This is a genomic window from Roseinatronobacter sp. NSM, assembly GCF_052379845.1.
GTDB lineage: Bacteria > Pseudomonadota > Alphaproteobacteria > Rhodobacterales > Rhodobacteraceae > Roseinatronobacter.
In genome coordinates, this window is the sequence record NZ_JBQTCF010000030.1 from 1 (window position 1) to 26399 (window position 26399).

Below are 26399 nucleotides of genomic sequence, written 5' to 3' on the forward strand. Positions count from 1 at the left end.
ACGCTTGAAGCTGCCGGACCACACGTTCATCGCCAATCCATTCGCGCATCTGGGGAAACTGGCCAAGCCAGTTATAGGTTTCGTCGCGCGCGGCGCTGGTCACGGTCATGGACACTTCAGCGGCCTGCGACGGGGCTTGCAGAACCGCCGTTGTGCAGAGGGTCTTGAAGCCTTTGAACATGGCGTCAAGGGTGGCTGCGTTGATAATCATCGGTCAGGTTCTCCGGGTGTTGGAAGGGGCAGGCGCGGGAAGCGCGCCCATATCTTGCAGGCGTTTTCTGTGGCGGCTGATTGTGCGGGTGTGGGTGTTGGTCGCGGCTGCGATTTCGGCCAGTGACGCGCCGTCACGCAGCATGATGTAAATCAGCCATGCAACACGGTTCTTGCGGGCCAGCGGGCCAAGGTGGATCATCATTTTCCCAGGACCGAACCGGGCCAGAAGCCAAGCCTGCGCGCGATCAAGCGGGGCGGTTGCGGTTTCGGGTTGGCGGTGCAAGACGTGCATTTCCCGCCCGCCATGCGCCATGATCAGGGCTTTCAGCACGAGAAAGCCAAGATCGTCATCAAGATCATATTGCCATTCCGGACCGGCATAAATGCCGATGCCCGCGCATTGAGCGCAGGTCGGATAGGGCAGGTCTGAAGGGTGCGCACTGGTCATGGACTGACCATAGTCAACCTTGACGCTTGTCCAACCTAGACACCTGTCAGGGGCGGGGAACCTGCCCCGAAACCCTGCACTCTGACACGCTATCAGAAAGCCATTTCGCGGCGCAAGCTGTGAATGCGGGTTGCCCCTTGGCTGCAATCGCGCCGTTAAACACCCATTAAAGGGGGCAGGACGCGCCACAGGCGGTTTGCGCGGGGGGCAGTGGCGGAAATGCCCGCCTCTGGCGTTCCTGCGTCGTTTTTGCGGCTCACCAAAAGTAAGGGGCGCGGCCAGCGCCGCGCCCCGGTTTCATGCCATGCGCCCCGGATCAGGCCGCGCGGGTTTTCATGGCCTTCAGTGCCGTGATGACCTTGGGGGCCGTGGCCTTGCCCAGAAACCGCAGGCTGGTCAGTTTGAAACAGCGTTCAAGCCATTTGTTCAACTCACTCTCGCCTGCGCGGCCCTGACTGTATTCAGTCCAAAGCGCCCGGATCAGTTCAAGCTGCGCATAGCTGGCCATGCCGGGGCGCGGGCCATAGTTCGCGCCGTTGCGGGTCATAGGCCGAAAGCCCTGGTATTCGAAGAACCCCATCAGCAGTTCGAACCCCGCCTGATCAAGTTCGGTCGAACTGGTCACGCCGCACAGGTTGGCCAGAATGGACCGATAAAGGCCGTCTTCGATCCCGAGCTTGGTCTTTGCCACATGGATCAGGCGGATTTGCTTCTTGCTCAAAGGCATGTCAGGCTCCTTCCCCTTGGACTGCATCGCGCAGCTTGGTTTCCAGCTTGAACAGGCTTTCCAGTTCCTGCGCTTCTGCCGCTTGGCAGGCACGCGCGAACAGCCGCAGGACCGGGGCGAGGTCAGATGCAACGTCGTCCGCAAGCCCGGAACCGCCCAGATATTCGCAGGCGCGCGCCAAGTCGCTGACCAGATCGAAGGTTTGCGGCAAAGCCTGCATGATGCCCGTCAGGTCGCTTTCCGACAGGTGCAGCGTGACCGGCTTGGGCGCGGCCTTGCGCTCTTGCTCTGCCGCGATCTGTTCATCGGTCTTGCCCGGAACATAGATTGCACGCCCTTCAGCCGCCATGCGCGTCTTGAACTCGTGATCTGTCTCGATCTGGCTCATGCGTCAAACTCCCCGTTCGGCTTGGGACCGAATGCGCGCAGCAAGCCCGCGTTCGCCCGTTCGGTGTTCTTGCGCCGTTGCTCTTCAGGGCTATCGGGGTTGGGCGGCTCGTAGCTGACCGGGCGACCACGGGCGATCATTTCACCGATAGCCTGAAACGCGGCCAAGGCGCGCGCATCCCCCTGCGTTTCAAGGATAGCTTCCAGATCGGCCATGGCCCTCGTAAGTTCCGAGAATTCAACCGTGGTTCCCTCGATCACCAGAACCGCTTCGCCTTCCGAAATGTTCACATAAACCGTCTTCATTATTTGCCCCCTCCCATCATGCGGATTACGAATGCCAAGTGATCCGCGTTCACGTCCTGCCCCTTCTGGCCGGCGCGAATGTATGCTTGCCGTGCGGCCTTGTGCGCCGCGCGCAAGCTCCCCTGGTCTTCGCCGAAAGCTTGAACCATGGCGCGCATCTTGTCCGCGTCAACGGCTGGAAAGAGCGCGCGAGCGAACGCCGCGTGTTCTTCCTTACTAGGGCGCGGCAACCGGATGTTGTGCGTCATGCGGTCCCACAAGGGCTTCAAGTTCACCCGGTCCTGCCGGGTGCCGTTGCCAAGGAACTGGTCGTTCCCGACCATGACAAGTCCGAAGGCAGGGCACCATGGGTCGCCAAGCCGGGCCAGTTCGCCGCGACCCCAAAGCCCGCGAAGCTGGGCGATGATCGGCGCGGCAAGGTCTTGAGCTTCGTCCACAATCAACGCCGCACGCGGGCCATAGGACCGGAACGGATAGCCCGCCAGCATGTCGAACGCCAGTTCGAGACCTTCGGCGCTGGACAAACCTTCGCGCCCGTGCAACGCGCGCAAGAACTCGGCAATCTTGCCCTGCACCGCACCCGTTGCGGCAAGGTATATGACCTTCGCGCCGTCCTCTTCAAATTCGCCGATGACCTTGCGCAGGGCATAGCTCTTGCCGATGCCAACCGGCCCGCGCATGACGGCAAGCCCCGCGCCGTCGAGCACGTCACCGATGACGCCGCGCATAGTTGCGCACACGGCAGTTTCGATGGTAGGGATATGTGGTAGCTCTGCCATTTCTAATCCTCTGACAGGGTTGCAATTTGAAGGGCCGGTGGACGTTGATTGCATGTCCTCACCCATCGGCCCTTCGCTCAACTTCGGTGCCATAGCCCCGAAGTATTTCATTGATTTCTGCACGCCGCGCCGCGTCTTCGTCCGCCTCGATTTCGGCGACGGTCGCGCGGTCGCGGGTCTTGTCGATGCCGGTTGTCCAGGACTGCGGCGGGTTCGCGTCCGGCACGGTGCGGCGCACTGCCGCCTTCTGGTTTTCGAAGGTGGACACGTTCGGATCGATGGTCGCGGCAATCCGGTCCACCGCGTCGTTTCGCCCCTTCTCAAGCTGCGCCTGGTAGCGTGCGCCGTCGCGGTCCCCGTGCTGGAAAACCCGCATGGGTTCGGCCCAGCCAAGATCCGTCTTGCCCCGCCGCACGAAGATACGATCGGCACCCTTGCGCAAGGGAACGCGGATTTCGACTTCCTCGCTGATCGGCAGATCATCAAGCGCGGGCGTGTGCCACTGCCGCTTGTCATAGGTTATGGCGTTCTGGCGGATGGTGCGCCGCTCAGACCGGCTGAAAATCAGGTCGAAGGCTTCTTCGCTGGGCACGCGGGCTTCGAACCCGGTTTCCGCGATCTTGCGGCTCATCATTTCGAGCGGCGACAGACCGTTGAGCCGCCCGCTCTGCGCGCGGTCATTGTAGATCATGACCGCCGATGCGATATCGGCTTCGAGCGCCGCAATGCCCTTGGAGTAGGGCTGCACCACCTTTCCCTTGTTCTCGGACTTCTTGTTCGTCCGGTCCCCGCCGATCCAGCCAGGAAGCCCCTTGAATATGCCTTCAAGGATGTTGAAAAAGCCTTCGATGTCCCCTTTCGAGGTGGGCGAATAGGGCTTCGCCAGAACCATGCCGAATTCCATGTCCGCAAGGTTGGCAAGCTGCGTCATGCTATCCGGCAGGGCAGAATATTCCGACCCATTGTCCAGGTAGAATTCGTTCGGGATACCCCCGTGCGGGCAAAGCGCGACCTGTGCAAGGGACTCGGCCACATTCGCTTGCGTGATGCCCTGACCCTTCGCCAAGAACACCGGCGTTACCCATGCAAACAGGCTTGCCGCGTCCATCCATGCGATCAACCGCACTCGAATTGTTTCGCGGCCTGCACTCATTGCCGCCGCGCCCGCGCACATCAGGTCGGACCGGCCCGAGTGCATGGCTTCCGTCACCAGCATGTCCACATAGTGAACATCACCGATCAGAAGGCCCATGGGTTGATGGTGCAGCGCGCGCCGGACGCGGTTGACGCATTTGTCCTGCCACGCCTTGTGATCGTTCTTGCGCAGATATTCCAGCCGCGCTTGGTCGGTATCGATCCCGGCGCACCACTTGGCATTCAGCTTGCAGACCGACGCTAGGTCACGGGGGCGCAGCTTCGATCCCCGCGCAAGGCATTCTTTTTGCAACCGGACTTCGCTAAGGCGGATGATCTCGCGATCTGACGATCCATCGTTCGCCGCCATGCTTCGCCCGAGCGTGGCGATCAAGTCGGCAATGTCGCGCTTCTGGTCATCGTCCAGATCGATCCCGCGATCCCATGCCCGCGTGACCAGCACGCGGCGCTTGCCGGGGTTGCCGTTGGGCTTGGGTAGCAAACCCGCAAGCCCCTTGTTGTCAAAGTCCAGAAGCCAGCGTTGCAGCGTCTTGAACGCCACCCCGCGCGCCGCCGCGATGTCCCGCAGAACTTTCCCCCGCTCCCTTGTTTTCGGCGCGGTGCCCATGGCGGGGCGCAAGATGTTGCGCCGCCGGTGCTGTTCCTTGACCCGCCACGGTTCCAGAACGCCAACCGGCACACGCGGCGCGGGCGCGACGGCATCGTCCCGCAGTGCCCTCAATTTCGGATACTTGGCCAAAAAATCAGGCGAACACTGCGATAAATCAAGTGCATAGGCGCAACCCGCAGCCCCGCCGCGCTGGCCTTCAAGAGGCACAACGGGCAGTGCTTCGCCATGCCACAGCTTACCCTGTGCGGCATTCGAATATGCACGTCTCACCGTTCTTTCAGGAACGGATGTAGCATGTGTAAATTCGGATGCCGAAAGAAGCTTCATTGCGCAGCTTCCTTGAGACCAAGGTCTACGGCAATTTTGTGCACCTGCCCGTAATACCCCTTGTTGTGACCCGAGAGGACCGCGCGAACAGACCGCTCCGGATATCCGTTCCGTTTAGCCCACTCCTTGATGGTAAGACCTTTGCGGCGCAGCTCATCGCGAGCATTGTCAAACTTCGTTGGCACAACCGACCCCCCTGTGTTACGCTACACAAGCGACACGTTATGCACATAATACACGCGATACACAAATGACACAAGAAGAAGATGCAAAGGCAGTCGGCAGGCGCATACGTGCGCTTCGTGGGGATCGAACACAGGCCGATTTTGCTGAACTCGTGGGGGTCACTCGTTCGGCGCTTGCGAACTATGAAACAGGGCGCACTGTCCCCAACCGCTTCGTGGTCATGAAGATGGCCAGTGCTCTTGGCGTAGCGCCGTCTGCAATTTCGACGGGACAGACCGACTCATTCGAAGAGCTTGCGCTAATGCTTGGAGCAAAAAGCGCGATAAGTGGCATGAATGACTTAACCGGAGACGAAAAGGCAATCGTTAGAGGTCTGCGCGCATGTGAAAGTGAGATTGCCGCAAGAGTTGCGACAGAAATTCTAAAGGCTTTCGAAGAGAAGAAATTTGAGAATTCGCTTGTTGATGCTTTGACGTTTCCGGATGACTATATCGCGATAAACGCGGTCGCGAATGGATCAAGGAATTTTGAAAGGGGCATCACTGCAAAGTCGCTTCAATCCATGATGGAGCGCCTTGGACAGGCGGCAGGCATCACCGACGACGATTAAGCTTGTGAGCTTCGCCAATGGCCGCAAAAGTGGCCGCAATCCCCGATCACCACACCCGCACCGGCGAGAAGTGGTGAAAAATCAACGACTTGCGCGCACCAACGCGAAACCCCCGATTGCGGACCCTCCCGCTCCCGCCACTTTCCCCGACATTACAACACCTTAGCCGCAATCTGCGGCGCGTCCGGTATCAAACCATAGGTAAAATCGGGCCGCGTCCGGTATCAAACGATAAGTCGCGCGTCACCGGCCGGAGGGTATCACTGATGTCCGGCGGTCTGCGCAAGGCGTTCTGGTTCGCGGCACTCTGGCTGGGCGGAGTGACCACGCTGTTCATCGTCGCGATGATCATTCGCGCGATGATCTTTTGAAACCCCAGCTTCACAATCAATCAACCCACGGAGATACCATGAAAAAATTCCTTACGGCCTCGCTTCTGTCCTTGGCGGCTGCACTGCCTGCCGCAGCCGATGACCAGCGCAATCTGGTCACCATCCTGACCGCCCCGGAACCGCAGACTCAGCTTATGGCCATGGTGCTGACGCTGAATGCGGTTCAGCAAGGTGCGACGGCCCAGATTCTGCTGTGCGGACCGGCAGGTGACATCGCGCTTAAGGATGCCCCTGCAACCGCCACCACCGGCCAGCCGCCCCGCGACGCCAGCCCGCAGGGCCTGATGCGCATGATGCTGGATCAGCATAACGTGAAGGTCGAAGTCTGCGCGATCTATCTGCCCGGTCGCGGTGCCGACGCGTCTGTCTTGCTCGACGGGGTAACCCCTGCCGCACCGGATGCCGCCGCGCGTGCCATCGTCGCGCATAACAGCGTCGTCATGAGCTTCTGAGGCCAAAGGATGCCCCTCATGCAACCGCTTGGGGGGCATTCTTCAAGTGCTTGACTGCTATGAGCCGGACTGCAGACCATGCTTTCGCCGATCACGGTTCCGGATCGATGGCAAGAATCGCACACGGCATGATCGGACACGGCGTGAAATTTTCCAGTTTGGGACCAATTGCGTAGTTCGACCAACGTCGGGCTACTAAATTCTCGTCAGTCTTTCCACCGACGCAAACACAGATCATGCTTAAGCAAAAAAGGTCCGGGATGTCCACATCACTGATATTGAACCGCCGCGGGTTTACCGGAGGGTAACACTCTTGGAGAATTGCCCGTTATGGAACAGAATCGAAAGAAGTCCTCAAAGCCGTGGAGTGCGTTGCGCACGCGCCTTTGCGCGACGATCACCGGTAGGTGGTGCCAAAGCCACGCTGCGGTGAGCAGTGCAAGAATACTGAAGCCTGGCCACCACAGATGCAGATACTCCAACAGCGGCAGCCCATTTGGCGGGATCATCGCAAGGTTGTTTGCCAGCAAGGCCAGAATGAGCATCGCATGGCGGCGTATGATGCGCGGGCCTTTGCTTGCGGCGGGGTTCGTGTGCTGCTGCAAGACAAGCGGCATGAACACGACATAGGCCAGCGCCATCGCAAACGCCTGATGCCGCCATTCGGGGACAATACCCCAATGCCAATAGGCCAGCGCTGCAGCCAGCGCCATGAGCACAGGAAAGCCCAAGATGATGGCCAAAGCGATTGTAGCGCCGCGATCTGTGGTCATGGGGTGCTTTCTGGCAGGGGTCAAAAGCGGCGCATACAGGTGGGCGGCTTGTCGTTGTTTTTGCGCGCATGGACGAAGATCATCGCCCCGATCCCCGCTCCGATCAGCAAGGTCAGGTTTGCCAGTGCGCTCGTACCGTGTCTTCGCGCAAGCGCCATGGGGAAAGTCACATTTCCCAACAGGCCGATCATGAACATCCAGACCCAGATCATTTCAGCCACAGACCAGCCGTTCATGGCCCCGAAACATGCAGCAAGGGCAAGCGGTGCCGCGATCAGCATGCTGATCTCTTTGAATAACACACGGCGCATGCGCGGGTTTTTCCGAATACTGGGAAGGTAACGCCACAGCCACACAGCCCCGCCAACCAGCGCACCAATGCTGACGCCCAGAATACTGCGCGCGCCTTCGTGGGGCATCAGCAGCATCAGAATACCCCACCCTATGGCAAAACACCGACCCATCCCAAACATATACGGCAGAAACGACCGATAATGCGGTGGCCGCAACCGCAGGCCCAGTCTGCGCAAGGCACGATCCATGTGGGGGTCAAAATTGGCGCGCCACATGCCGGTTGCCCGTAGCTCTGCCAGTGCGGCGGCCAGTTTGCGGTCGAATTCCGCGCTTTCTGTCATCGAAATACCCGAACGATCCTCGACACGCGCAATATGACTTGCATATCAAACATCATGCAATCATAAATTCATGCATAACATGAATTTATTCTTGGGATGGCAGATGAATCGCATTCAACTGATGGCGACAGCGCTTTTGCCCGTGATGGGCGTGTTTTGTCTGTTTTACGTTATCTTCACCGGGCATGATGCGCTTGATCTGGCCATCCTGACGCCCGAGCGCTGGCTTGAAAGCCGATATGCCCATCCGCAAGCGCAAATCCCGCAAAGCACGCGGATCATCGCGGCCTTTGCCATGCTTAGCCCGGTCATCGCGGGCCTCGTGGCTGTGTTCATGGCGATCTATGTGCTTAACCTTGTGCGCCAAGGCGTGCTGTTTGATGAACGCATCGCGCGCGGCTTTCGCGTGGCGGGGGTGGCGACGGCCGTTTCGGGCATTCTGGGCATGGCGATATCATGGCTCCGGCCCACCATTCTGTCTTGGCACAACCAAGGCGGCGCGCGCGCGCCCGATCTGTTCTTCCACTCTGACACGGCGGGGCTGATCGTCTGCGGGGCCATGTTCTGGCTGGTGGGCTGGATCATGCGCGAGGCAAAACGCATTGCAGATGACAATGAGGGCTTTGTCTGATGCAAATCATCGTCCGGCTGGATGTGATGCTGGCCAAACGCAAGATGAAATCCAAGGATCTGGCCGAGGTCATCGGCATCAGCACCCAAAACCTCAGCCTGCTGAAAACCGGTCAGGTGCGGGGCATAAGGTTTGAAACATTGGCGAAGATTTGCGCCGCGCTCGACTGCCAACCGGGCGATCTGTTGGAAGCCGTGCCAGACGATTAACCAAAAACTTTCATCGGTTTTATAATGACTTTTTCCAGCAAACTGATTTTCATGGCTTTGCTCCTGTGCCTTGTGGCGGCGGGGGCGTGGCACGTCACGCAGCCCATCAGGTCTATAGATTACCACATCACCCCCACCGACACGGCCAGCCGCGCCGAAGTGATCTTGCGTATTGCGCGCCCCCATGACCCCGATGAACAGGTGGGGCTGGCCCATTATGCCGAGCATCTCGCGTGGTATAGTGCTATTGGCGAGGAGGCGCGCGGCCCGGATCGGCATTCGGGCGCATGGACCAGCCCCCGTGCGGTTTTCTACAGCCTGAGCGGCAAGCCCGAAGACCTGCCTCAACTCACCGCAACACTGGCGCGGGTGTTTGACCCGATCACGCTTGCCCCACGTTTTGCACAAGAAGAGCGCGAGATCATCCAGCGCGAATATCAGATGTTTTGGGGGCAAAATGTTGGGGCGCGCGCGGATGAAGCGCTGTCGGAAATCCTGCACGCGGGCACGCTGCTTGGCCCCTCGATCATCGGCACGCCTGAGCAGATCAGCGCGCTGGATTATGACGCTGCGCGCGCGTGGCACAGCGCCACACACCTGCCGGAAAACGCCGCGTTCATCTTTCGCGGCGATGTCGGACGGTTGCAGGTCTGGCGCGCCTTGATGGGGTTGCAGCTTGATCTGACGGGCGATGCGCGCACACCGCCCGCCTATGACATGGGGCAGAACCTGGTGCATCTGGCCGAATTCCCCGACCCGAGCGCTGCCCCACGCATGATCTGGCGGCGGGTGGTGGCGCTGGACACGCCTGTGCCCTTCGACCTGCTGGAGGCGCAGCTTGCTCACCTGCGTGCGATGCTGGACACCAATCTGCCCGGCGGTTTGGCGGGGCCATTGCGGTTTGATGCACGGTTTGCGCGCGAGTTCCGGCTTGATTTGAGCGCGATTGATGAGCGCCATATTGAACTGCGCTTTCAGGCCAGCCCCGATGCAGATATTTCCCTACCAGAGCTGCGCGCCGCGTTTGAGGCCGCACTGGCCGATATTGCCGCCAGCGGCATTCCCGCGCCGACCTATACGCGCGTCATGGGGCGGATGGACCGCTATTGGCCCGATTGGGGCGACCGCGACAAAACCCGCCGCTGGATGGCCGATTACACCACCGACCGGGTGCTGGCGCTGCGCGCGCCGACCTCCAAGCGCGTGCTGCAAGAGATCCCGCCACACATCACCCGCGAAAGCGTGAACACCCTTCTTGCCGCGCTGTCGCAAACCGGCCGCACGGCCATTGCCTTCATTGCCCCAAAGGAGTTTTTTGAATGATCCGTTTTGCCCTTGCCCTGCCGCTTGTCCTTGGCCTTTCCTTTTGCGAGGGCGACAAGACACCGACTGCGTCCGACCAGACCAGCCCGAATGGCACGCCCTATCGGCTGATCCAGATGCCCGGCAATGAGTATGCCGCGATTCTGGCCGCCTGGCCCAATGACTGGGTCTGGGCTGAAGGGCGCAACCCGACCGCATCCTATATCGGGGCGCAGCTCATCCTTGCAGGGGGTGCTCAGGGCTATCTGGCGGGCGAGGTGGTCGAGCGATTTGCCGATATGGATGCCAATGGCGATTTGCCCGTCAGTGCCGACCACCTTTACGGGATGCTTGCCGCCAAGAAAGGCGATTGGTTAGAAGCGATTGCAATCGCCAATGCCCATCTGACACAGCCAAGTTTTGACCCAGACTGGTTTGACCGTATTCGCACAGGTTTCGCCCAGAACATCGCAGAGGCGCGCTCTCAGGCGATGAATCAGGGCTTTGATGCGTTGCGTTGGGCGATCCTGGGGGATCACCCGCTGCGCGCCATGTTGTCACTTGATGACGCGGACGCATTCGCAAGCCTGTCGCTGGAGGATCTGCGCGCATGGCACAGTGCCACCGTTACGGCGCAGCCAGAGGCTGTTGTCATCACCGGCGACATCACGCCCGAGCAGGCGGGCGCAGGGCTTGATGCGCTTCTGGCGGGGCTGCCGGAAGGGGGGGCACAGGCGCGCGAGGTTGTGTTGGACTATCGCCCGCGCCAGATCCTGTTGCACCTGCCGGATGTGACCGAGGCACATCTGACCTTCGTCGCCCTCCTGCCTGCCACGCGCCTCGGGGGGGATATGGAAGACCTGATCCTTGCCACGGCGCTTGGGGGCGCTGAAGATAGCGTCCTATTTGCCTCCGTGCGCGATGGGCTGCGCGCCAGCTACAGCTTCAACGCGGGGCTTGCCAATTACACGCGCGAAAACCGCTTTCTGGTCATGACCGGTGCGCTTGAATCCGCGAAACTGGCTGACGCCGTTGACGTGGTGCGCGATGCTTATGCGGGCTTTCGCACCGCAGGCCCTGCCGGGGACATCAATGACCACATTGCGCCCCTGCGGGCGTCATTCGAGCAAACGCGCAACTACGTCATGAATCAGGGCCGTATGGAGCTGGAAACGACTTTGGACGGTTTCGCCACTGGCCATTCTCTGACCATGCTGGAGATGCTCAATAGCCTGACCATGAGTGACCTGCGCAATCGCCTGCAAGGCCACTGGCCGCGGGCGCAGGATTTCGTGATCATGGCCGTTTCGCCTGATGCAGATGCCTTGCCGGGTGCTTGTGTGATTACACGGGCGCAAGACGCGAAGGATTGCTGACATGGGGCAGGCAAAAACCGGCGCTTTCATATTCATCTGTGCCCTGGGGCTGGTCTGGCAGTATCGCGGCTTCGCGCTGCGGGTCTGCCTGCCGATCTATCTGCTGGCCTTCGCCATCGACACATGGTTACGCCTGCAGGTCATGGGGGAAATCACGCGCGGCCCTCTGCAATGGCATGTGAATGATCCCTATGTCGGCGCGCCTGAAAAAGGCGCGTCGCTGTCACAGATCCTGACCATCTGGGCCGTCTGGCTGTCAAGCCTGATCGCAATCGCGATTGTGTGGCACCGTCATGTGCTGGGCGCGCATGGCGTGGGGCCAATCGCACCGCTGCGCCCGAGTCTGCCCCTGCTTTATCTTGCAAAACTGCTGGGCGCGTGGAGCCTTGCCATCATCCCGTTCAGCCTGTTTTTCGGCATCTTTTTTGCGATGATCAGCCCGTCCGCCTTCCTCGATCCGGAGAGCGCTCATAACCCGCCGCTTATGGGGCTTATCATGTTCAGCCTGCCTGGGGTTGTCATGGGTTGGGGGATCATGCGCCTGAGCCTTGCGCTACCAGAAGCGGCAATCGGACAAAACGGATCCATCTTCAACAGCTGGCGCATAACCCGCGCGGTGGCGGGCGCCTTATGGGTGACAGCGGTGCTCGAGACGGCTCTGTTTGCCGCCATTTCTTATCTGGGCGACGGTGTGGCGGCATTTGATATCCGTATGGCCTATCTGGTCGAAAACCTGACTTGGTTCGTTCCTGCGATGGCAGGCGTGGCCATATTGACCCTGCTTTATGAGGATCTTTATCACAGATGTCCTGTGAGCGATGATGGAGCATCATCTGACTAGGTCGTCACCCGCCAGACCCAGAACCGCCTTTGCAACTGTCATGTGGCGCATGTCGGGCCTTTTCATCTATGTCCCGCGATACGGAAATCATGGATGACCCCGTCAGGCATGCGCGCCAGCGTTGCAGTGGCCTCCGCGACCGGCCCCGCGTCACAGTGCGCGACCGCATCGGGGGCAGGCCCGGCGTCCCTGTTGCGAAAGTGATGCATCAGGCCGTGGTCGAGGCTACGCATTGTGGTTGGCCTTGGTCCAGCGGCGCAGCAGTTGCAGTGCGTCCCAATGGGCCAGCCCCTCGTCACTATCGGCGGGAATCCACGCGTTCTGCTTCAGCGTCGCGCGCAAAAGCGCCTTGCGGAAGCGCTCGGCCAGCTGCATGCCCGCCTTGTGCGGCAAAGCGCGAAACGTCTCACATGAAAGCGATGTGGCAATGAGTGCGCAACCATAAAACAAACAAAAAAGAAGTCGACCAAAGCATGAAATCCCATTTGCGAAGGTCTGGGCAAGCAAGCCGTTTTTTTCATAATCGCCGTGGCATTGCTTCCAACGATACCTGGTGTCCTGAATGTCGCTGAATACATGCCCATTCTGAGTGACGGGTTCGGGGAAGCTGCACCGCAGTATCATGGTAGTCGCGAACGTCCGCTTTGGAAAACCTCCCAAGGAGGAAGCCGCAGGGGTCTTGCATCGTCCTATGTGTTCGGGACGCTGGACACAGAGCAAGGCGCGGATCGTTCTGATGTTGGCCTTGCGGGTTGAACTGGCCAGCAGACCGTAATGCCGGATTTGTTCCAGAACGCGATCTGCGCAATCGCGGCTGGCATCGTGAAGACGACGTGGAAATAACCCGCCGGCAACAGATCCTTGGGCCACGCGCTGCCATCCAGTTGCGCGCTGCTGGTCCCTGGCACTTCGGCCAGCGCCGGTTCTTGCAGGAATTGTCGGCGATGTGGTGGTGGCCGCATTTGGCGCAACCCGCCACATGCCCACCGAGCGCGTTCTTTGCTACAAACGATCCCCCGGGGGCCTGTTTTCCCGACGAAGCACGCGCGTGCGGTCCGGATGGTGTTCGAGCATCAGGGCTCTTATGAGGCGCAGGCGGGCGCGATCGTGGCCATTGCACCCAAGACTGGCTGTATCCCCCAGACGCTGCGCGAATGGGTCAAGCAGGCCAAGAAAGACAGCGCCCAATATGGCACATTGCGATGCCGGAAGCGGGCGCCATCCACTTCATCAATGGCGAACAAGGTCTCGCTCATCGACACATTCGCTGATCGCATTGTCGGTTGGCGGGTGTCGCGGTCAGCCAAAACTGACTGTGTTCTCGATGTTCTTGAACAGGCCCTGCATGATCGACGACCCGACCAAAAGAGCGGATTGGTCCACCACTCGGATCGTGGCGGGCAATATTTGTCCATTCGATACTCCGAGCGTTTGACTGCCGCGTGACAAATATAGGAGCATCAACGCCCTCGCGGAAACCATAAACGGCCTCTACAAAACCGAGCGGGTTCACCGCCAGGGACCGTGGCGCAATATGCAGGATCTGGAAATGGCCACCCTCGGCTGGGTGGATTGGTTCAACAACTGGCGCCTGCTTGGGCCCATCGGAAACATCCCGCCACCAGAGGCCGAAGAGAACGTCTATGGACAGCGCGACATGCTCGATACGGTCGCGTGAAATGACGCTATAGGTCTCCGACGAAACCGGGGTGATTCACTTCTGCTTCGGCGGGATCAGTCCTTTTGCGCAAAATGACTTGACGGGGACAGACCCGTTCCCGAAGGCCCGTTGCCGAAGTCTGGGGCCTGGCCATTCTGAATGTAGACCGGGCTTGTCCACGCCATATGACCATCCTCAAAAATAATCCTGGCATAAATGCGCGCCTCGTCCGATGCCGGCAGGGGGATCTGCCGGGACAGATCGATGTTGGTGGGCAAGGACGCATTCGGCAGGCGCTGGATACGCACACGCTTTCCCAGACCGCCGCAGTCGACGACATACTCGTCGCCCTCGATCAATGACAGGTCCAGATCAAAGCGCGCGTGCGTGCTGTCGAAACCCAGCCGAGCCTGATTCAGATCATCCAGCCACAGATCGACGGCATGGGTGCCGCCTGTGGTCACATTCGACCATGTTACCAGCTCCCCATCGCAGACCGGGCGGCGATCTGGGTTCCAGAAATTGATGGCCGCAATATCCCTGACCTTTGTGCCGGTGATGCGAGCCGTAACATCCCATGTGACGAGGCGGCCGCGCCCCTTGTATTCGGCGCCTTCGCACTGGATGCGTAGCCGGTTGCCGGTCAGCCGAGCTTCGGGTTGCGGCGTGTGCAGGCTCTCGCGGGTTAGCCCGTCCCACAATTCGATCCGTTCGATTCCGCAATGGCCAGCGACATGCAATGCCAGTTCGGCGGTCTGGCCGTTTGCCAAAATGATGTCGCCAATCTCGGCCGTTTCGGTCGTTTCCTCGCCATAGGGCATACGGCGGATGCCGCCGCCGAAGCCGGACAGTTTCAGGTCCACATAGGCCCGGCACCCGGTCGTTGCATAATGACGGCGCTGCCGGAAGGCGGCGAACAGCGCGTCGCGGGTCAGTTCCGGCAACAGGTGGCAGGTCAACCCACCATAAGAGCCGAATTTCGACGCGCCGGGATAGCTGGCGCCGGGGCGCCCCTTGTGGCCGTCGGACCCGGCGACGATGCCGATGCGATATCCCTCGGACAAAGCGTCGGTGACGATCCATTCGAATGTGCCCCAAGCTGAATGCACCTCGACTGAAGGTTCCAGCCGCGCGTCATGGGCATAGCGCACATCGGCATAGCGCCCGCCGACATGGGCGACCACCAGCGCGTCCTCGTCTTGCAGGCGCGCGAACAGCGCATGTGCATCCAGACAATCGTCATCGGGGTTGCTGTCGGTTGGCACCAGCGCGCGATGGGACCGGTAGACTGGCCGCCCCTCGGTGCGGTACCAGACATTGTGATCCCCGCCCACCGAGGTGTTGCCCGACCATTCATACCCCGGAATCGCCAGAAACCGCCCCGGTTCGTCGAATTCGCGGGTCAGGTCGTTGAGGTCGCGCCAGAAAGTATCGGTGATCTGGAAGTCGTTGCCCTGATGGCCGCAGATATCGACCATCCCCTTGTCGCGGGCGAATGCGAAGTAGTCGCGCGCCGAGTTGGTGCCGACGGTTTCCTCGCTTTGACCGTGCATGTCCGACCAATAGTGCCTATATGCCCCCCCGGCCTGCAGGATCAACGGATTGGAGCGCGCAATCTCCGCGCCAGTGTCGTCGTGGAGCGCGATAACGAGGTGCCCGGGTTCCTTGACGCATAGACCGTCGATGCGCACAGCGCCGCCCGACTTTCCCAGATCTACCATTTCGGGCAGGCCCGCAACCGGGCGCGAGGGGCGCAGATACACGACCCCGGCATCGCGCGCGGTCGGATTGCCCCAGCGATCCTCGGCCTTCAGGCCCAGGCTGAAGGGTTCGCCCGCATCGCGCAGGGTCGGCAGCAGCGCGACATGGCGCGTTGCCGCCCCGGCGACCAGTGACAGGACCGGCTGGCGGTCCTGCGGCAGGGGCACATAATCATAGGTCGCAAAGGCATCGACATAGACACGATACTCGAACGTATGTTCGACAAAGGTCTGCGCCCGAAACCCCGGACCGCCCGCGCTGCGGTCGCCGATCCGCACGGTGATCGTGTCGCCTTCGGCCAGGAAGCGGTTGCACTGGATATACAGCGTGTGGTGCCAGGGCCGGATGTTGCGATTGCTGTCGAACCAGGTCTTTACCGCCGCACCATTCGATGTGGCGACCGAGACATAGCCCGCCGCCGTCGGATCGCTCAGTTGCAGCCGGGTCTGGTCGGTGGCCGAGCGGAAACAGATCTTGATGCTGCCGCTGTCGTCGATCCCGAAATGCCCGGCGGTATAGACCAGTTCGACACTGGCCCAGTCACCACAGGTGATCGGGCTTGCGATATCGATTTGGGCATACCCCATCAGGTCGGGCCGAAAGGTGCTGTGCGGCATGTGGCCTCCGTATTCTCGCTAAAAAATGGTGATTGCGCTGGGTCATCCGGCGGTGTTGTCGATAACCGGCAGAACCAGCCGCGATGCGCGCTTATGATCGTGAAACACGCTCTGCCGGGCCGGGCGCAGTTCGGCGTCCGACCAGAAATCGCGCCCGGTGTTGTGATTGCGGTCAAAATTTGGGAAATCGCTGCTGGACACATCCAACCGGATCCGGTGGCCTGCGCCGAAGACGATCGCCGTGGGGTTCAGTTCGATCCTGATCCGGTAGCTCCGGTCAGGACGCAACGGCGCGGCGTCGGCGGCGTATCCGTCGCGGTAGCGGCAGCGCAGGATGCCATAGCTGACATTGACCGCTGAGCCGTCGGGGCGGACATCGACCAGCTTGACGGTGAAATCGGTATCCGGCGCATCGCTGCCGATCCACAGTTCCACCGAAACACGGCCGATCACGCGCAGGGGCCGGTCCAACGGCGCGGTCTGATAGACCAGAATATCCTGCCGGTCGTCGTTCGGCGCCTGCAGACGCGGCTCCATCTGAATGTCGCGGCCCATCAGGCTCATGACCGGGTCGCGCGGGTCATAGGTGAACTGGTCTGCGGGGTCGTCCTGCGGCGGGGCCAGTTCCAGCCGCCCGTCGCCCGCGACGCTGTTGGCTTGGCCCTGCGAGCGCAGGAAGAAATCCGTGTGCCTTGTGCCCGCCAGCGGCCACTGCTGCGCGCTGTGCCAGCGGTTTTCGCCCATGACGAACAGGCGCACGGGGGCGGGATCGACAGGTGTGCGCCCCTTCAGCTTTTCGTCGCACCACTCCAGCAGCAGGTCCTCATAAAGCGCGGCCGCATCGGGCCCGAAATCCATCGGGCCGACATGCTGGTTCAGCGCGGCCATGCCATGCCCCCAGGGGCCGACGATCAACCGGTGCTGACCGCGCAGGTCGGCGGGGCCGTTGGCCTCCATCCCCTCGTAGTGTTCGATGGCGCCTATGATGCGGTCATACCAGCCGGTCAGGGCGCAGGTGGGCACCGTGACATCGGGGTGAACGTCGTCAAAGCCCCATGTTTCGACCGTTTGCTTGCGCATGTAGTCCTTCAACTGGTCCGTCAGGCCGGGAAAGGCGCTGTCGGGGATATCGCCCAGCGGCAGGAACCAGACCCATTTGAAGCGTTCGACATCATACCAGCGCGCGTCGATCTCGGCCTTTGTCAGGGCGGGGCCGCCCGCGCGGCGCCGCATGTCGGCGGCCTGCTGATACATCCAGTGCAGCCGGCGCCCGGTCTCGAAGATGCCGCGGGTGTTGTCGAGGATCCGCGCCGCCATGCCGCTGCCGAACAGCGCCTTCAGGCTGGGCGGGCGGGCCCCGGCGGCGACCCATGCCGACCACGACGAATAGGAATGTCCCCAGACGCAGACCTGCCCGTCCGAACAGGGCAACGCGGCGGCCCATTCGACGGTGTCATAGCCGTCCTCGGCATCGCGCGTATCCTGCCGGCCGTTTCGGGCCAGGTAATAGGTGCCGTCGGATGCATGGGTGCCGCGAATGTCCTGCAGGATGCAGACATACCCGTTGTTCGCCATATGGGCCGCAATCCGGCGATAGGCGGTGCGGGTCTTATCATAGGGCGTGCGCGAGACCAGGACTGGGTACTGCCCCGGCGCGTCAGGCCGAAAGATGTCACAGCGCAGTATCGTGCCATCGCGCATGGCAGTGCTTATGTTTTCTTCAAAAATATGGGTCACGGCCATATATGTCCTTGGCGTATTTGGTGTGGTGCGCCAAATGCGTTCCATCGGAACCCGAAGCCAGTTCTCTGGCTTCGGGAGTTTCTGAGGCGTGCGGATTAGTCCCAGCGTGCCCGATAGAAATGCGGCATGCCGGTACTATCGATCGGAACACTCAGCCCGCGAGTGACCGCAAAGTTGGTATTGTCCGAAAATAGAGGCAGCGCATAGGCTTGCTCGGCGATGCGCGCAATCGCCATCTGGCTGAAGTTGCGTCGCACCTCCTCGTCAGTGGAGGCATTGCCTAGCTTTAGCCACTCCGCCACCTGTTCGTCGCGTGCCAGATCACGGGCGGTCAGGCCAAAGAATGTCGGGACAAAATTGCCAACATCACTAAGCTGCGAGCCGATGGAGCCGTAAACAATTGGCAGCGTGCCCGCTTCCCATTGTTCGCGTAGGGGCGCCAGGTTCGAGTAGTTCAATTCGGTCTGTATGCCGACTTCACCCAGAAAACCCATCAAGGCTTCGACAATCGGGCGGTCGCGCCAGGCCGAAATTGTGGTGTTGAAGCCGTTGGGATAGCCTGCCTCGGCCAACAGGGTGCGCGCTTTGTCTGGGTCATAGTCATAGGTTACGACATCGGACGGACAGCCGAAGTTGTCAGGATAGCAAAACGCGTCCAGCGCCTGCGCCCCTCCCTGCACCAGCACCGAAACGAGGGTTTCACGGTCAATCGCGTGCGAAACAGCCTGACGAACCAGAGTATTGGCGAAGGGGGAATCCGGCCCTGTACGCCCAGCCGCATCCATCACCATGTACATCATCCGAGAGGTTGCGACCCCACCCACCTCTATATCGGGAAAGCGGCCCAGATCCTCGACCTGATCGGCGCCGAAGGCATAGATCCAGTCGATCCCGCCGCTGATCAGTTCGGCCAGCTGGGTGCTGGGTTCGGGAATGATGCGGACGATCAGGTTTTCGATCTGCGCCGCGCCTTTCGGGCTGTCGGCATAATGATCCTCGAACCGCTGCAACATATATTCACGCCCAGGCTGAACGGATGTGACTTGAAACGGGCCGGTGCCGACAGGGTTGGTGTTCATCGCCGCATCGCCCAAGGTGTCATAGGTTCCGGCGGGATAGATCGGGAATACGCTCAGAAACCGCAGCGCCAGGGCTGTGGTCGAGGCCATGGTGATCCGAACGCGATAGTCGTCGATCCGCTCGACCTCGGAAATAAACCGGGGCGAGGTGATGGTGCGCACCCCGTTGTCAGAGTTGCGAATCCAATTCAATGTATAGACCACATCGTCGGCCGTCAGTTCGGTGCCGTCGTGAAAGCGCACGCCGCGGCGAAGTTCGATTTCCAGCGTAGTGTCGTCGATATATGTATGGCTGGCAGCCAGCGCGTGTTTCAATTCGCTGGTGTCGGGTTCGATGTAGAACAGCGCGTCCCAGATCTGGCGGCTCATCAGCGTGGCGGAGCCTGCGGTGTCATAATAGTTGTCCAAGTTCGCGATTTCGATGGTGAGCGCGGCGCGAACGGTATTGTCTACGCCGCTTGCTAGCGCGACAGGGGCCGTCATCATACCGGTTAGGGCCATAGTGAGCCCGAAGTGCCAGTGTCTGGTGAACATGGTCATCGCAGTCTCCAATATACAGATACCTGACCACTCTAGGGGCCAAAGATAATTGACAAAACAAGAATTATTAGATTACTTCTTCGAAATATTAGAAGTTTTTTGTGCCCCTGCAGATCGTATTTGATAGCAGGTGACCCGGTGATAACCCTAATCGCAACGGTATATGCATGAACATCAGATCCCTGCAGATCTTCGTAAAGGTCATCGAGGAAGGCACCTTGGCGCAGGCGTCTGAAAAGATGAACCTGTCGCAATCGGCCGCCAGCAGGCTGATCCAGATTCTGGAAGACGAATATCAGACCAAGCTGTTTCTGCGCGAAAGAAAGCGCCTGATCCCGACCCGCGCGGGGGAACTTTTCTACCCGATGGCAGTGCGTATCCTGTCGTCGATCAAGGCCATTCCCGGCCTGTTGTCCGAGGCCCGTGTCGACAACGGGGCGCCGCTTCGCATTATCTGTCATCCACGCCTTATCAGCGGGCTGATCGTTCCGGCGATGATCCGTTTCGCCGAACACGAACCCCATGTTTGCCTGAGGCTGGAGGTTTATCCCCGTCGCTATCTGGCGCAGCATATCCTGGAGGACAGTTTCGACATCGGCGTGTGTAACCTGCCCCTGCCAGTGCGCGATGTGAACGTTGAGGTGATCTCGAACGCGCAGGTCCATGTGCTTTTGCCAAAAGAGCATCCGCTGGCCACCCGCGATACGCTGGGCCCCGAGGATATGACAGGCAGTCGCTATATTGCGCTGGATGAATCGACCCTGCTGCGCCAGCTGACCGATCTTGAAATCGTCCGGCAGGGGCAAAAGCTGCCCGTCGCGCATGAGGTGTCAAGCACGACCGCAGCCATCGGGCTGGTCAAGGCCGGTCTGGGTTTTACCCTGACCGACCGTGGCATGGTCGACCGTGATCTGGGCGGCGGATTGGTCCAGATCCCTTGGCGCCCCCGCACCACCATGCGTATCGGCTGCTTTCGATCAAGAAAGACCGAACCGCACCCCCTGACAGGGTTTTTCCGGGACTGTCTTGTCGAAGCGGGGCGCAGCGAATAAGCCGCTATCTCCTTGCTCAGACAGGGTGCGCAGCGGGGCTGTGCAGATGGCATTCGATCAGTCCCTGATCGTCGCGGACCGGTGCGGGGGCGACCCCACTGCACTGCGGCAGTGCGCGGCTGCATCTGGGGTGAAATGCACAGCCCGACGGCGGCGCCAGCGCGTTCGGAAACGACACGCCCAGATCGATTTCAGGAATACCCAACCCCGGATCGGGGGTCATGACCGACGCCAGCAGCGCCTGGGTATAGGGGTGTCTGGGCTGCGCGAAAACGCGTGAACTGTCGCCGGATTCAACAATCCGCCCCAGATACATCACCGCGACCTGGGTCGCCATGTGTTCGATCACCGCCAGGTTGTGGCTGATCAGGACATAGGTCAGGTTCAGCTCGCGCCGCAGGTCCATCAGCAGGTTCAGGATCTGCGACTGCACCGACACATCCAGCGCTGAGGTTGGCTCGTCACAGATCATGATTTCCGGCTTCAGGATCAGCGCGCGTGCAATTGCCACCCGTTGTCGCTGCCCGCCGGACAACTGGTTGGGATAGCTGTCGAAAAACCGCGCGGGCAGGCCCACCATATCCATGATCCGCAAGGTTTCGGCGCGGATTGTGGCGGCGTCGCCCTGTCGGTGCACCCGCAGCGGCAAGGAGACGATGCTGCCGATCGTCTTGCGCGGATTGAGCGAGGAATAGGGGTCCTGGAACACCGCCTGCAGATGGCGCGAGCGTTCGGCAATCGGCCGCCCGCTGATCGGCTTGCCGTCGTGCAGGATCTGGCCCTGGGTCGGTTCCAGAACACCCATCAGCATCCGCGCCAGCGTGGTCTTGCCGCAGCCCGATTCCCCCACCAGCGCCAGCACATCGCCGCGATTGATGTTCAGTGTGACCCCGCGCACCGCCTGCAGCATCCGCGTCGGGCCAAAGTAGCCGGTCTTGACGGGAAAGCTGCGTGAGACATCGCGCAATTCCAGCACGGGTTTTGGTAGGTTTGACTGATGGTCCAGCGCGGTCATGCGGCCCCCCACAGCGTTTCAGGTGTGAACAGGCACCGGACCTGACGTTCGTTGCCCCGGTCCGTCAGCGCCGGGATGCCGGTCCGGCAGGCGGGCGCCGCATGGCTGCAACGCCCTGCGAAACCGCAACCGTCCAGGCCCCCGATCAGCGACGGGACAGTGCCCGGTATCGTTCCCAGATGCGCGCCGGGGCGGGTCTTGCCCGGTGCAGGCACACAATCCAGAAGGCCCCGCGTATAGGGGTGCTGGCTGTCGGTCAGCACATCGCGCGTGCCGCCGATTTCGACGATCTGCCCCGCATACATCACCGCAATCCGGTCCGCGATCCGCGAGACAACGCCCAGATCATGGGTGATGAAGATCATCGTGATCCCAAGTTCGCGCTGAAGACCGGCCAGCAGATGCAGGATCTGCGCCTGAATGGTCACGTCCAGCGCGGTTGTGGGTTCATCAGCGATGATCAGCTTTGGCTCGCACATCAGCATCATGGCAATCATCACGCGCTGGCGCAGACCGCCCGACAACTGGTGCGGGTATTGATCCAGCCGCCCCGCCGTGGGCGGAATGCCGACCCGTTCCAACCAGTCGCGCGCAGTTGCCAGCGCGCTGCGCCAGGTGACATCGCGGTGCCGGACCAGCGTTTCGGCCATCTGGTTGCCGACCGTGTAGCACGGGTTCAACGAGGTCATCGGCTCCTGAAAGATCATCGCCATCTCGCTGCCCATCAGGTCCGACATCTGGCGCCGGTTCAGTCCCAGCAGATCGTGTTCCCCGACCTTCAGCCGCCGCGCGGCCCGGTGTGCATTCGATGGCAACAACCCCATCAGCCCCAGCGCGGTCATCGACTTGCCGGACCCGGACTCGCCGACGATGCACAGGGTCTCGCCCCGCGCGATGTCGAAACTGATATTGCGCACCGCATGCAGCGCGCCGCCGGGCACATCGAAATCGATGCTCAGCCCCTCGACAGTGACAAATGGTTTCCCGGTCATGCGTTAGTTCCGTCCCTGGGGCGACGTAACATCGCGCAGCCCGTCACCGAGCAGGTTGATCGACAGAACCAGCGCGAACAGCGCAACACCCGGGATCATCACCAGCCAGGGCCTGAAGAAGATATGCGAACGCCCCTCGGCAATCATGATCCCCCAGGACGGCAGCGGCGGCTTGACCCCCACCCCCAGAAAGGACAGCGCCGCCTCGACCACGATGGCGGATGCAATGGTCAGGGTCAGCACGACGATGATCTGGTTCATCAGGTTCGGCATCACCTCGGTCAACAGGATGCGTGTCGGCGAACAGCCAATGGTTTTTGCGGCTGTGATGTAATCCATGTCACGGATCTGCATTGTCACCGAACGGGCCACCAGCGCGAACTGGTGCCACAGCAAGAACCCCAGCACCAGAATGACCACCGTCAGCGACCCGCCGATCAATTGGACAACGGCCAGCGCCAGAAGGATGGTCGGGATGCTTAGCTTGACCGTGACCAGAAAGGTGATCAGGGAATCGATCCGCCCCCCGAAATACCCGGCCAGAACGCCCAGCGTGGTGCCCAGAACGCCCGATATCAACGCGGTGCACACCCCGATCACCAGCGAGATCTGCGCACCATACATCAGGCGGCTCAGATAATCCCGGCCCAGATGGTCGGTGCCCAGCGGATGCGTCCAGCTTCCGCCCTCCATCCAGACCGGGGGCTGCAAGCGCCGGATCAGCGATTGGGCATAGGGGTCGTGCGGGGCCAGCACCGGGGCCAGAAGCGCGACCAGCGCGATAAACACCACAACCGCGCCGCCCACCATGACACCTTTGTGCCGCAGGATTCGGCCACGCAAAACCTGCCGTGGTGTGGGGGTTTTCGGTTCGGCAGCGGGAATTGATATCGTATCAGTCATGTCACGACACCTTGATGCGCGGATCGAGATAGGCGTTGATGATGTCCGACAGCGCCGAGAACCCGATGAAGAACAGCGAAAATATCAGGATGACCGCCTGCATCGTCGGAATGTCCGACCGCATGATCGACTCATACGCCAGCATCCCGATCCCATGCAGCGCAAAGACCGCCTCGACCACGATGGAGCCGCCGAACATGTTCGCCGCCTGGATCGCGGCGACCGCGACCACCGGCACGATCGCGTTCCGCAGCGCATGCTTGAAGAACACCTGCCGCGGCCGGATGCCCTTGGCCCATGCGGTGCGGATGTAATCGGACGACAGCACATCCAGCATGCCCGTCCGTGTCAGTCGCATGATCGGCGGGATCGCGTTGGTCCCCAGAACGATCGTCGGCAGCACATAGGACGCCAGCGAGGCCGTCCCCGACACCGGAAAGATCGGAAACTGGACCGCCAGCAGGATGATCAGCACCAGACTGAACCAGAAATTCGGAATGGCTTGGCCAAATACCGCCACCGACAGCGACAGCCGGTCAATCAGCGTGTTCGGATAGATCGCCGCCAACACCCCCAGCGGCACCCCCAACGCCACCGCGAAGAAGGTGGACAGCGCGCCCAGCGTCAGCGTGACAGGCAACCGGTCCAGGATCAACTCGCTGACCGGCAAGCCAAAATAGGGGCTGACCCCGAAATCACCCATCAAGACATTGCCGAGCCAGCTTAGATACCGGACATGGGCCGGGCGGTCGAACCCGAAGGCTTCGCGCAGGGCCTGCACATCGGCGTCGGTGGCGTCCTCTCCGGCCATCGCGAGTGCCGGGTCAATAGTGAGGTTTAGCAAAACGAATGTGATAATCGAGACACAAAGCGCTACCAGCACTGCCAGCGCAGTTCGTCGAACAAGAAATTGGAGCATTTCGTGACTTCCTAAATATCTTCCGAAAGGCTTGCCGGTTAGCTGCAAATCATATTGATGATCCCGAGCTTTGGCTCGCATACAGATCTCTAATGTTACGCTATGCTAGGCTTTTGAGAATCAGAATTAACGATTTCATCGTTCGAAATATTAGAACAAGTTTTGCGAATTACCCAGGTCTTTACTGGCACTTTGGGGCTAAACACCTGGCCCGGATGTTCAGATTTCTCCAGCCGCCTCTCGCGCTACATGCCGGGCTTATCCGGCATCTATCCACACAGATTTTGTTTCAAGAAACGCATCCAGATGTTCGACGCCACATTCGCGGCCATGACCGGATTGTTTCATTCCGCCCATTGGCACTGCAGGGTCCATAAGCTGATAAGCATTTACCCACACGGTGCCGGCCCGGATACGCCTGCTCATGCGGTGCGCGCAGCCCAGATCGCGGGTCCATACCCCGGCCCCAAGGCCGTATTCGGTATCATTCGCCATTGTCACGGCATCCGCTTCGGTGTCGAAAGGGATGACAACCGCCACAGGGCCGAAAATTTCTTCCCGAACTATCGTCATATCCGCAGTCACGTTCGAAAAGATGGTGGGTTCAACGAAACACCCGCTTGCCAGTGCGCCCGCCAGCCGCTGGCCACCGACCACCGCTGTGGCCCCTGCGGCCTTTCCGGCATCCAGATAGGACATGACGCGCGTCAACTGGCGTTCGGATGCGATAGGTCCGATTTGCGTTGCAGGATCAGTTGCTGGCCCTACACGCAAGGCGCGCGCGAAATCGGCCATACGGGAAACGACTTCGTCAAAGACCGGGCGCTGTACGAAGATACGGCTTCCTGAAGAACAGATCTGTCCGGTATTGCCAAACACCCCCATTGCGGCGCCTGCCGCTGCGCGGTCCAGATCAGCATCGGCAAATACGATGTCGGGGGATTTGCCGCCCAGTTCCAGTGACAGCCGCTTCAGGTTGCCCATCGATGCGGCGATGATCTGGCGCCCTGTTGCTGTCGATCCGGTGAAGGCGATCTTGTCCACGCCCGGATGCGCCGCAAGGGCCGCGCCGGCCTCTGATCCATAGCCGGTAACCATATTTACCACGCCGGGGGGCAGCCCTGCGTCCTGTAGTAGTTCCATCAACCGGATGGATGACAGCGATGCATCCTCGGACGGTTTGAGCACCAGCGTGCACCCCGCCGCCAGAACCGGGCATAGTTTGATCAGGGATGCGGGGAACGGTGCGTTCCACGGAATGATGGCCCCCACCACGCCAACAGGTTCGCGCAAGGTATAGCTGACCACATCGCCGGGAATGGAATTCGAGATTGTTCGCCCTTCTATTGCGGTCACAAGCCCGGCATAGAACCGGATGACAGAAGGTGACCTGCGCCGCATCACGGGCAGGCGGGCAATCGGCGCGCCCATTTCCAGCGTGTCAATCATGGCCAGATCGTCGATATTGGCCTCGACCAGATCTGCAAGCCGCAACAGGATGCGCTGGCGGTCGGCGGGGGTCATGCGTGCCCACTCCCCTTCCAGTGCCGCGCGTGCAGCGCTGACCGCGCGATCAATATCTTCGCTGCCGCCGCGTGCGATGCGCGCCAAGGGGGCGCCGCTGGACGGGTCGACTGTGGGGAAATCGCGCCCGTCGGTAGCGTCACACCAGCTGCCGTTTATGAATATCTGCTGGGCGGGCCTGTCTAACAGGGCCGGGCGGGGCGGGATCTGGAAATGCTGGGTCATCTGTTCCTCT

28 protein-coding genes and 2 pseudogenes are annotated in these 26399 nt (G+C 60.7%); 10 read left to right on the forward strand and 20 right to left on the reverse strand.

The genetic code is table 11. The annotated features are described in order from the left end of the window. The 8 genes from ACTZWY_RS15205 to ACTZWY_RS15240 all read right to left on the reverse strand — a co-directional run. Window positions 1–211: Mu-like prophage major head subunit gpT family protein (locus ACTZWY_RS15205; protein WP_444791557.1), on the reverse strand; the 211-nt coding region annotated here is incomplete at its 3' end. Window positions 212–214: 3 nt separating this feature from the next. After that, entirely contained in the window at window positions 215–661 is a 447-nt protein-coding gene (locus ACTZWY_RS15210; protein ID WP_444791558.1) for a helix-turn-helix domain-containing protein, read from the reverse strand. 316 nt (window positions 662–977) lie between these two features. After that, complete coding sequence (locus tag ACTZWY_RS15215) at window positions 978–1388, reverse strand: regulatory protein GemA (protein ID WP_444791559.1); 411 nt, start codon at window positions 1386–1388, stop codon at window positions 978–980. A gap of 1 nt (window position 1389) precedes the next feature. Continuing rightward, window positions 1390–1776: a hypothetical protein gene (locus ACTZWY_RS15220; RefSeq protein WP_444791560.1), complete on the reverse strand. Its 387-nt coding sequence runs from the start codon at window positions 1774–1776 to the stop codon at window positions 1390–1392. Next, entirely contained in the window at window positions 1773–2081 is a 309-nt protein-coding gene (locus tag ACTZWY_RS15225; RefSeq protein WP_444791561.1) for a hypothetical protein, read from the reverse strand. Before ACTZWY_RS15225 ends, ACTZWY_RS15220 begins: the two co-directional genes overlap by 4 nt. Beyond that, window positions 2081–2971, reverse strand: a complete 891-nt coding sequence (locus ACTZWY_RS15230; RefSeq protein WP_444791562.1) for an AAA family ATPase — start codon at window positions 2969–2971, stop codon at window positions 2081–2083. The genes ACTZWY_RS15225 and ACTZWY_RS15230 overlap by 1 nt, the downstream gene beginning before the upstream one ends. After that, window positions 2919–4736 carry a hypothetical protein gene (locus ACTZWY_RS15235; RefSeq protein ID WP_444791563.1) on the reverse strand — a complete coding sequence of 606 codons (1818 nt, stop codon included), beginning with the start codon at window positions 4734–4736 and terminating at the stop codon, window positions 2919–2921. The genes ACTZWY_RS15230 and ACTZWY_RS15235 overlap by 53 nt, the downstream gene beginning before the upstream one ends. A 212-nt stretch (window positions 4737–4948) precedes the next feature. After that, window positions 4949–5137 (reverse strand): hypothetical protein, encoded by a 189-nt coding sequence (locus ACTZWY_RS15240; RefSeq protein WP_444791564.1) that lies wholly within the window; start codon window positions 5135–5137, stop codon window positions 4949–4951. 65 nt (window positions 5138–5202) lie between these two features. Between ACTZWY_RS15240 and ACTZWY_RS15245 the strand changes: the two genes are divergently transcribed. The 3 genes from ACTZWY_RS15245 (at window position 5203) to ACTZWY_RS15255 (ending at window position 6592) form a co-directional block, all read left to right on the forward strand. Then, the gene (locus ACTZWY_RS15245) at window positions 5203–5748 is read left to right on the forward strand and encodes a helix-turn-helix domain-containing protein (protein WP_444791565.1); all 546 of its coding nucleotides are present in this window, start codon (window positions 5203–5205) and stop codon (window positions 5746–5748) included. 266 nt (window positions 5749–6014) lie between these two features. After that, window positions 6015–6119 carry a DUF2474 domain-containing protein gene (locus tag ACTZWY_RS15250; protein ID WP_444791566.1) on the forward strand — a complete coding sequence of 35 codons (105 nt, stop codon included), beginning with the start codon at window positions 6015–6017 and terminating at the stop codon, window positions 6117–6119. Window positions 6120–6157: 38 nt separating this feature from the next. After that, on the forward strand, window positions 6158–6592 hold the full coding sequence (locus ACTZWY_RS15255; RefSeq protein WP_444791567.1) for a hypothetical protein: 435 nt from the start codon (window positions 6158–6160) through the stop codon (window positions 6590–6592). 269 nt (window positions 6593–6861) lie between these two features. Here ACTZWY_RS15255 and ACTZWY_RS15260 read toward each other — a convergent pair whose 3' ends face one another. Together ACTZWY_RS15260 and ACTZWY_RS15265 are read right to left on the reverse strand one after the other, a co-directional pair. Then, complete coding sequence (locus ACTZWY_RS15260; RefSeq protein ID WP_444791568.1) at window positions 6862–7365, reverse strand: hypothetical protein; 504 nt, start codon at window positions 7363–7365, stop codon at window positions 6862–6864. A 20-nt stretch (window positions 7366–7385) separates the two neighbouring features. Next, window positions 7386–8000, reverse strand: a complete 615-nt coding sequence (locus ACTZWY_RS15265; protein ID WP_444791569.1) for a DUF6404 family protein — start codon at window positions 7998–8000, stop codon at window positions 7386–7388. Between the two features lie 103 nt (window positions 8001–8103). On the opposite strand from ACTZWY_RS15265, the gene ACTZWY_RS15270 reads away from it, so the two are divergent. The 5 genes from ACTZWY_RS15270 to ACTZWY_RS15290 are packed head-to-tail and all read left to right on the forward strand — an operon-like array spanning window position 8104 to window position 12359. Then, window positions 8104–8631, forward strand: coding sequence for a DUF2975 domain-containing protein (locus tag ACTZWY_RS15270; protein WP_444791570.1), 528 nt, complete (start codon window positions 8104–8106; stop codon window positions 8629–8631). Then, on the forward strand, window positions 8631–8840 hold the full coding sequence (locus ACTZWY_RS15275; RefSeq protein ID WP_444791571.1) for a helix-turn-helix domain-containing protein: 210 nt from the start codon (window positions 8631–8633) through the stop codon (window positions 8838–8840). The genes ACTZWY_RS15270 and ACTZWY_RS15275 overlap by 1 nt, the downstream gene beginning before the upstream one ends. A gap of 51 nt (window positions 8841–8891) precedes the next feature. Next, entirely contained in the window at window positions 8892–10163 is a 1272-nt protein-coding gene (locus ACTZWY_RS15280) for an insulinase family protein (protein ID WP_444791572.1), read from the forward strand. After that, window positions 10160–11518 carry a M16 family metallopeptidase gene (locus ACTZWY_RS15285; RefSeq protein ID WP_444791573.1) on the forward strand — a complete coding sequence of 453 codons (1359 nt, stop codon included), beginning with the start codon at window positions 10160–10162 and terminating at the stop codon, window positions 11516–11518. Before ACTZWY_RS15280 ends, ACTZWY_RS15285 begins: the two co-directional genes overlap by 4 nt. A gap of 1 nt (window position 11519) precedes the next feature. Continuing rightward, on the forward strand, window positions 11520–12359 hold the full coding sequence (locus ACTZWY_RS15290) for a hypothetical protein (RefSeq protein WP_444791574.1): 840 nt from the start codon (window positions 11520–11522) through the stop codon (window positions 12357–12359). 225 nt (window positions 12360–12584) lie between these two features. Here ACTZWY_RS15290 and ACTZWY_RS15295 read toward each other — a convergent pair whose 3' ends face one another. Further along, window positions 12585–12983 (reverse strand): hypothetical protein, encoded by a 399-nt coding sequence (locus ACTZWY_RS15295; protein ID WP_444791575.1) that lies wholly within the window; start codon window positions 12981–12983, stop codon window positions 12585–12587. Between the two features lie 149 nt (window positions 12984–13132). Further along, window positions 13133–13353, reverse strand: a pseudogene (locus tag ACTZWY_RS15300) (transposase zinc-binding domain-containing protein); the annotation flags it as partial. Window positions 13354–13610: 257 nt separating this feature from the next. On the opposite strand from ACTZWY_RS15300, the pseudogene ACTZWY_RS15305 reads away from it, so the two are divergent. Beyond that, a pseudogene (locus ACTZWY_RS15305) lies at window positions 13611–14037 on the forward strand (DDE-type integrase/transposase/recombinase); the annotation flags it as partial. A 56-nt stretch (window positions 14038–14093) separates the two neighbouring features. Here ACTZWY_RS15305 and ACTZWY_RS15310 read toward each other — a convergent pair. The 3 genes from ACTZWY_RS15310 to ACTZWY_RS15320 all read right to left on the reverse strand — a co-directional run bounded on the left by ACTZWY_RS15310 (window position 14094) and on the right by ACTZWY_RS15320 (window position 19759). Then, window positions 14094–16397 (reverse strand): DUF3604 domain-containing protein, encoded by a 2304-nt coding sequence (locus tag ACTZWY_RS15310; protein ID WP_444791576.1) that lies wholly within the window; start codon window positions 16395–16397, stop codon window positions 14094–14096. A gap of 42 nt (window positions 16398–16439) precedes the next feature. Next, the gene (locus ACTZWY_RS15315) at window positions 16440–18134 is read right to left on the reverse strand and encodes a CocE/NonD family hydrolase (protein ID WP_444791577.1); all 1695 of its coding nucleotides are present in this window, start codon (window positions 18132–18134) and stop codon (window positions 16440–16442) included. 101 nt (window positions 18135–18235) lie between these two features. Beyond that, window positions 18236–19759 (reverse strand): ABC transporter substrate-binding protein, encoded by a 1524-nt coding sequence (locus ACTZWY_RS15320; protein ID WP_444791578.1) that lies wholly within the window; start codon window positions 19757–19759, stop codon window positions 18236–18238. A 167-nt stretch (window positions 19760–19926) separates the two neighbouring features. Between ACTZWY_RS15320 and ACTZWY_RS15325 the strand changes: the two genes are divergently transcribed. Then, entirely contained in the window at window positions 19927–20811 is an 885-nt protein-coding gene (locus ACTZWY_RS15325) for a LysR family transcriptional regulator (RefSeq protein ID WP_444791579.1), read from the forward strand. A gap of 16 nt (window positions 20812–20827) precedes the next feature. Here ACTZWY_RS15325 and ACTZWY_RS15330 read toward each other — a convergent pair whose 3' ends face one another. From ACTZWY_RS15330 to ACTZWY_RS15350, 5 genes are all read right to left on the reverse strand, one after another. Then, window positions 20828–21826 carry an ABC transporter ATP-binding protein gene (locus ACTZWY_RS15330; RefSeq protein ID WP_444791580.1) on the reverse strand — a complete coding sequence of 333 codons (999 nt, stop codon included), beginning with the start codon at window positions 21824–21826 and terminating at the stop codon, window positions 20828–20830. Beyond that, window positions 21823–22818 (reverse strand): ABC transporter ATP-binding protein, encoded by a 996-nt coding sequence (locus ACTZWY_RS15335; RefSeq protein WP_444791581.1) that lies wholly within the window; start codon window positions 22816–22818, stop codon window positions 21823–21825. Before ACTZWY_RS15335 ends, ACTZWY_RS15330 begins: the two co-directional genes overlap by 4 nt. Before the next feature lie 3 nt (window positions 22819–22821). Further along, complete coding sequence (locus ACTZWY_RS15340; protein ID WP_444791582.1) at window positions 22822–23721, reverse strand: ABC transporter permease; 900 nt, start codon at window positions 23719–23721, stop codon at window positions 22822–22824. A gap of 1 nt (window position 23722) precedes the next feature. Then, entirely contained in the window at window positions 23723–24640 is a 918-nt protein-coding gene (locus tag ACTZWY_RS15345; protein WP_444791583.1) for an ABC transporter permease, read from the reverse strand. Between the two features lie 258 nt (window positions 24641–24898). Beyond that, window positions 24899–26389: an aldehyde dehydrogenase family protein gene (locus ACTZWY_RS15350; RefSeq protein ID WP_444791584.1), complete on the reverse strand. Its 1491-nt coding sequence runs from the start codon at window positions 26387–26389 to the stop codon at window positions 24899–24901. Between the last annotated feature and the right edge of the window lie 10 nt (window positions 26390–26399).

Bases quoted from the DNA above. Each gene is read 5' to 3' on its own strand.
- ACTZWY_RS15295 (WP_444791575.1), bottom strand. From the start codon at position 12,983: ATGATACTGCGGTGCAGCTTCCCCGAACCCGTCACTCAGAATGGGCAT.
- ACTZWY_RS15320 (WP_444791578.1), bottom strand. From the start codon at position 19,759: ATGACCATGTTCACCAGACACTGGCACTTCGGGCTCACTATGGCCCTA.
- ACTZWY_RS15350 (WP_444791584.1), bottom strand. From the start codon at position 26,389: ATGACCCAGCATTTCCAGATCCCGCCCCGCCCGGCCCTGTTAGACAGG.
- ACTZWY_RS15250 (WP_444791566.1), top strand. From the start codon at position 6,015: ATGTCCGGCGGTCTGCGCAAGGCGTTCTGGTTCGCGGCACTCTGGCTG.
- ACTZWY_RS15225 (WP_444791561.1), bottom strand. From the start codon at position 2,081: ATGAAGACGGTTTATGTGAACATTTCGGAAGGCGAAGCGGTTCTGGTG.
- ACTZWY_RS15275 (WP_444791571.1), top strand. From the start codon at position 8,631: ATGCAAATCATCGTCCGGCTGGATGTGATGCTGGCCAAACGCAAGATG.
- ACTZWY_RS15270 (WP_444791570.1), top strand. From the start codon at position 8,104: ATGAATCGCATTCAACTGATGGCGACAGCGCTTTTGCCCGTGATGGGC.
- ACTZWY_RS15260 (WP_444791568.1), bottom strand. From the start codon at position 7,365: ATGACCACAGATCGCGGCGCTACAATCGCTTTGGCCATCATCTTGGGC.
- ACTZWY_RS15255 (WP_444791567.1), top strand. From the start codon at position 6,158: ATGAAAAAATTCCTTACGGCCTCGCTTCTGTCCTTGGCGGCTGCACTG.
- ACTZWY_RS15330 (WP_444791580.1), bottom strand. From the start codon at position 21,826: ATGACCGCGCTGGACCATCAGTCAAACCTACCAAAACCCGTGCTGGAA.
- ACTZWY_RS15335 (WP_444791581.1), bottom strand. From the start codon at position 22,818: ATGACCGGGAAACCATTTGTCACTGTCGAGGGGCTGAGCATCGATTTC.
- ACTZWY_RS15285 (WP_444791573.1), top strand. From the start codon at position 10,160: ATGATCCGTTTTGCCCTTGCCCTGCCGCTTGTCCTTGGCCTTTCCTTT.
- ACTZWY_RS15215 (WP_444791559.1), bottom strand. From the start codon at position 1,388: ATGCCTTTGAGCAAGAAGCAAATCCGCCTGATCCATGTGGCAAAGACC.
- ACTZWY_RS15245 (WP_444791565.1), top strand. From the start codon at position 5,203: ATGACACAAGAAGAAGATGCAAAGGCAGTCGGCAGGCGCATACGTGCG.
- ACTZWY_RS15230 (WP_444791562.1), bottom strand. From the start codon at position 2,971: ATGAAATACTTCGGGGCTATGGCACCGAAGTTGAGCGAAGGGCCGATG.
- ACTZWY_RS15220 (WP_444791560.1), bottom strand. From the start codon at position 1,776: ATGAGCCAGATCGAGACAGATCACGAGTTCAAGACGCGCATGGCGGCT.
- ACTZWY_RS15340 (WP_444791582.1), bottom strand. From the start codon at position 23,721: ATGACTGATACGATATCAATTCCCGCTGCCGAACCGAAAACCCCCACA.
- ACTZWY_RS15325 (WP_444791579.1), top strand. From the start codon at position 19,927: ATGAACATCAGATCCCTGCAGATCTTCGTAAAGGTCATCGAGGAAGGC.
- ACTZWY_RS15265 (WP_444791569.1), bottom strand. From the start codon at position 8,000: ATGACAGAAAGCGCGGAATTCGACCGCAAACTGGCCGCCGCACTGGCA.
- ACTZWY_RS15310 (WP_444791576.1), bottom strand. From the start codon at position 16,397: ATGCCGCACAGCACCTTTCGGCCCGACCTGATGGGGTATGCCCAAATC.
- ACTZWY_RS15210 (WP_444791558.1), bottom strand. From the start codon at position 661: ATGACCAGTGCGCACCCTTCAGACCTGCCCTATCCGACCTGCGCTCAA.
- ACTZWY_RS15290 (WP_444791574.1), top strand. From the start codon at position 11,520: ATGGGGCAGGCAAAAACCGGCGCTTTCATATTCATCTGTGCCCTGGGG.
- ACTZWY_RS15280 (WP_444791572.1), top strand. From the start codon at position 8,892: ATGGCTTTGCTCCTGTGCCTTGTGGCGGCGGGGGCGTGGCACGTCACG.
- ACTZWY_RS15345 (WP_444791583.1), bottom strand. From the start codon at position 24,640: ATGCTCCAATTTCTTGTTCGACGAACTGCGCTGGCAGTGCTGGTAGCG.